This window comes from Pontiella sp. (assembly GCF_041622395.1).
Taxonomy (GTDB): Bacteria; Verrucomicrobiota; Kiritimatiellia; order Kiritimatiellales; family Pontiellaceae; genus Pontiella.
The window spans coordinates 1-4,699 of sequence record NZ_JBFJYW010000294.1; the positions used below are offsets into that span (position 1 = coordinate 1).

Consider the following 4,699-nt stretch of genomic DNA (forward strand, 5'->3'; position numbering starts at 1 on the left):
CAGACCATCACCTACACGCCCTACCAATCCACCACCGACTATCTCGGCCTCGAACTCCAGTTCGAAGGCGACCTGATTACCCTGGCGGCCACGGAGGCCGGCAGCGTGCTGAACCTCTTTCTGGGCATGGGCTATCGGGGATGGGCCCGCGACCTGGTCGGGGAATATGGCTACACCGAGAACTGGTCGACCGTCTACATGGCGACCGGGCTCTGGGGTTGCCACCGGCTGGCACGGGACGACGCGCAACTGACCGGACGCCTGGAGCTGCGCCTGCCCGTCTACAACCACGAAGAGATCAACATCAAGGGCTACCCCGACCTCCGGCCCGGCTGGGCTCCTTCCCTCTATGGATCCGTCGGCGCGGATGTCGACCTCTTCTCGCTCGAGGCCTTCGTGCAGACGCTCTACTTTTCCGAGTCCGGCAGCGAGGCGGTTCCGTCCAAAGGGCTCTACATCCTCCAGCCCAAATCCCATGGCATCATGGCGGGCGTCAAGATCGGTTGCTTCTTTTAGATCGTTTCGGATTTGAAAGCCTTCAACATTGAACCTGCCAGCGCCGATCTGTATGGTTGTTCGCAAAATAGCGTACGCCGTCCAAACGACAGGAGCGGATGCGTTACTTTAGGCGAAGGGGATATACACTATGAAAAGACGACCGTTTATACTGTTCACCATGATTGCACTCACCTTTTCGCTGGGCCTGGTGGGCTGTAGCCGAACCATCGACGACATCGCCAAGTGGCAAGCCAAAGGCGATACGGAAAAACTAATGAAGGCGCTGGCCGACCCGAAGACCGAGGTGCGCCAAGCCGCCGCCACGGCGCTCGGCGAACTCAAGGCCGAACCGGCGATCGATGCGTTGGCCGCCCTGTTCAACGATGCCGAAGAAAGCGTCGTTCTCGCCTCGGTCCATGCGCTGGCCGCCATCGGAACCGAATCCACCATCTCGCCGCTGATCGCCGCGCTCAAGCTCGACTATCCCCGCGCCCGCAACACCGCCGCCGTCAGCCTCGGCGAGCTCAAGGCCGTTGCCGCCGTCGCGCCCCTGTGCGAAGCCCTTGACGATTCCGACGAAACCATCCAGTGCAACACCGCGATCGCCCTCGGCCGGATTGGCGAAGAAGCCGCCAGCGAGGCGCTCGCCAGAAAACTCTCCTCCCGCACCGAACGCCTTCGGTTGGAATGCGCCAAGGCGCTCGGGCTCACCGGCGGCGAAGTTGCCGCCGCAGGATTGACCGGCGCGCTGGCCGACTCCTCCGGCACGGTGCAAAAGGCCGCGATCGCCTCGTTGATCGCGCTCGGTAAAATCTCCGAGCCCTACGCCCTCGAAGCCCTCCGAGACGAAGAAAAAGCAACCCGCAAAGGCGCCATCGCCGTCATCAAGGGAATCCAGGCCATCCCGCTCGTCGGCACCAACGCCATCTGGTACAACCTCGCCAAGGTTTCGGTCGACACCTCCGACGCCATCGACTCCGCCACGGTCGCGAAGCTGGCCAAAATGAAGGGCGAAACCGCCACCTTGGTCGAAGCCTGCGCGCACGAGGTCGCCGACTTCCGCGAGCACGCCTTCCGGGCGCTCGAAACCATCGGGAAGCCCGGCGCCGCCGCGGCGATCGCCGCCGCGAAAAACGGCGTTTCGGGCAATGCGGCCAGCTGGTACAAGGCCCGCCAGCAGTGGGAAGGCAACCCCTCTTGGCTCATCGACATGTGGGCGGCGCTCACCGCGCTCAACCCCGACTTCGAGATCGACACCGCCAAGCTTGCCGCCATGTACCGCAAAGGCCGCCCGGCCTTCACCACCATTGTCTCGCCGGACTTCACGCCCACCCGCGAATATATTCCGGCCCTCATCGCCCTGCTCGGCGACGAAACCGTTCCGCCGCCGGAACAGGCCGACTACGACGCAGAAGGCATGCCCGTCATCAAGAAGACGATCGACCGCTTCCGCGGCGAGGCCAACCAGCAGATGGCGCAAACCAAGCTGATCGCCGCAGGCGAACTGGCCACCTATCCCCTGCTCGCCGCCATCGAAAGCAAAAACGAACTCGTGGCCGGCCATGCCGCCGACATCCTTGGCAGCCTAGGGGAAAAGCGGGCCCTTGAGCCGATGATGCTGGTGCTTGGCCGCAAGATCGCCGCCGGCGAAGAACTCTCCCACTCCCCGTTCTACAACGCACTCCAGAAACTGGACGACCCCGCCGCCGAACCGCTGTTGCTGAAAGTGCGGCCGAACCCCGACCGGGCCATGCATATCTTCGAGCGCACCTATGCCGGCGTCCGCGCCATCAGCGCCGAGACCCAGGATGCCACCGGAATCGCCTCCCAACCCATCGGCTTCCGCCTCGGCTACATCAACAATGGAAAAGTCGGAGAAATGGAGATCACCTTCGTGAAGGACGCTTCCGGCGACTGGAAACCGACCCCCGCGCTTCCGGATTCGTTGTAGCCCGCACCGCAGCCACTCTTACCCCCCAAAAAAAGCAGGCCCACGGCCTGCTTTTTTCGTGCCGCATCCGATCCTTCCCGCGCAAGCCCGGCGTTTATGCATCGTACAGAGGGGTGGACAAACCCCGCCGGATTATGGTCAATTGAGGCGGTTATTTATAGGACGAACGGAACAACCTTGAGAGGACGAGCGATGACAGGAATGAAAACACTACGCAGATTTGCAGCCATTGCCCTGGTAACCGGGCTCGCCGGATGCGGCGGGGAAGCCACGATCGAAACGATTGCAAAATGGCAAGCCGCCGGGAATGTCGCCAAACTGACGGAATCCTTTACCCACTACGACCAGAGCGTCCGCGTCGCCGCCATCCAGGCCGTCGCCGCCCTGAAAGCCCCGGAAGCGGTCGCGCCGCTGGCCCTGCTGTTCCAGGATCCCGACAAGTTCGTTGCCCACAAGGCCATCGACGCCGTCCTCGCCATCGGTGGGCCCGAAGCCCAGCAACAGGCCATCGGACTGCTGAGTTACGAAACCCCAACGGCCCGCGCCGCCGCCGCCAAAGCGCTGGGTGCGTGGAAGACCCGCGCCGCAGTGGCGCCGTTGAGCACCGCGCTCGACGACCAGATCTCCGTTTCGGCCGTCGCCGCCCAATCGCTGGGGCTCATCGGCGACAAACAGGCCATCCCCGCGTTGGCCGCCAAACTCAAGGACCGCTCCTACGACCTGCGCCAAGCCTGCGTCACCTCCATCACCCAACTTGGCGGAGCCGAAGCCGCCGCCGCGCTGGCCCCGACCATCGGCGACTTCAGCGAAAGCGTCCGCACCACCGTGAAGGAGGCCATGATCCAGATCGGCGACCCTGCGGTTCCGTACGTACTTGAAGCACTGCGCGACAACGGCGAGTTCACCCGACCAGCCGCCGCCGCAATCCTGAAGGCGATGGGCAAGGCGCCGCAATCCGGCACCGAGCTGGTCTGGTTCACCCTGGCCAAGATTCCGCAGGATGTCGGCGCCCCGGTCGATCCCGCCCTGGTGGCCGAACTCGCCGCCATCGACGGCGGGACCGAAGGCCTGCTCGAAGCCATCACCCACCTCGGCAACAAGGTGTACGATTACGCCTATCTCGCCCTCGACTCCATCGGCAAACCCGCCACCGCCGCCGCGGTGGCCGCCGCCAACCAGAAGCTCACCGGCGAAGCCAAGAGCTGGTTCGAAAGCCGCCGGCAGTGGAGCGGCGCCCCCTCGTGGCGGCTCGACCTCTGGGGCGCCATCACCGCGCTCAACCCCCGCTTCACCATCAATCCGCCCAAGGCCAAGACGCTCGAAACCTTCGATGCCGATGCCCGCACGATACTGAGCTCGTCCCAGTTCAAGCCGACCCCGGAATACGTCCCGTTGCTGATCAAGCAGACGCGAACCCCGGAAGAGTTCGAGAACCGCGAAAAGAAAAAAAGCGCCCAGCTGAACAAACCGTTGGCCGAAAAGCACCTGCTCAATATCGGCAAGGAAGCCTTCAACCCGCTCGTCGCCGCGCTTGAAGACGAAGACCTTTCGATTGCGGGAAGCAGCGCCAAGCTGCTGTTGCTCATCGACAAGGAGCACTCGTACGATCTCGTCGTGGAATCGCTCAAGGCCAAAGTCGAAGGCGGGACCGAGGTTGCCGGAAGCGAGCTGCTGCAAATCGTCACCGATCTCAACGACCCATCGATCGAACCGCTGCTCGTCAAGGTCCGCCCGAACAATGCCCGCGCCATCCAGGTTTTCGAACAGAAATATCCCGGCGTCAGCGCGACCACCGTTACCCTCCCCCCCTCCGACCCGCACCCGACGGCGGAACCCTTCAAGCTGAAATATCTTAAAGACGGAAAATCGAAGGAACTCCGGGTCATCTTCCGCAAAAACGACAACGGCGAATGGGCCCCCGAGCCCCCCCTGCCCGACACCCTGCCATAAACTCAATATCCCGTTCACAAAAGGGCAAGCCGCAAGGCTTGCCCTTTTTTGCGTCAAGCTCACGTTGGCCGCAGCAGCTGTGGACCGCAAGGTTTGTTCATGGAATGGCCAGTCCCATATTATAGTAGGCTCGACTTGATTACTATATTACGGGACCGGCACCTTTCCACGTATCTCGATTTGGCGATCGGATTCAACACAGCGCCCACCCACGGCAGCTGCACGCATGTGCGGCACGCGGATCGGATATCCGCGCTACGCCGTAGCTCGCAAATCCGTTGCGAGTTCCCGTACCCACGG

General features: G+C 62.9%; 3 protein-coding genes. All 3 read left to right on the forward strand.

Features of this window, described 5'->3' with window-relative positions; translation table 11 throughout:
* A partial coding sequence (locus ABYO54_RS14240; RefSeq protein ID WP_372808912.1) for a hypothetical protein occupies window positions 1-516 on the forward strand: 516 nt, incomplete at its 5' end.
* 130 nt (window positions 517-646) lie between these two features.
* A complete protein-coding gene (locus ABYO54_RS14245) occupies window positions 647-2,449 on the forward strand; it encodes a HEAT repeat domain-containing protein (RefSeq protein WP_372808913.1) in 1,803 nt (600 codons plus the stop codon).
* A 201-nt stretch (window positions 2,450-2,650) separates the two neighbouring features.
* A complete protein-coding gene (locus ABYO54_RS14250) occupies window positions 2,651-4,399 on the forward strand; it encodes a HEAT repeat domain-containing protein (protein ID WP_372808914.1) in 1,749 nt (582 codons plus the stop codon).
* Window positions 4,400-4,699: the final 300 nt, after the last annotated feature.

What these genes read in the sequence shown, in the direction of transcription:
- ABYO54_RS14245 (WP_372808913.1), top strand. Translation starts at nt 647, where the DNA reads ATGAAAAGACGACCGTTTATACTGTTCACCATGATTGCACTCACCTTT.
- ABYO54_RS14250 (WP_372808914.1), top strand. Translation starts at nt 2,651, where the DNA reads ATGAAAACACTACGCAGATTTGCAGCCATTGCCCTGGTAACCGGGCTC.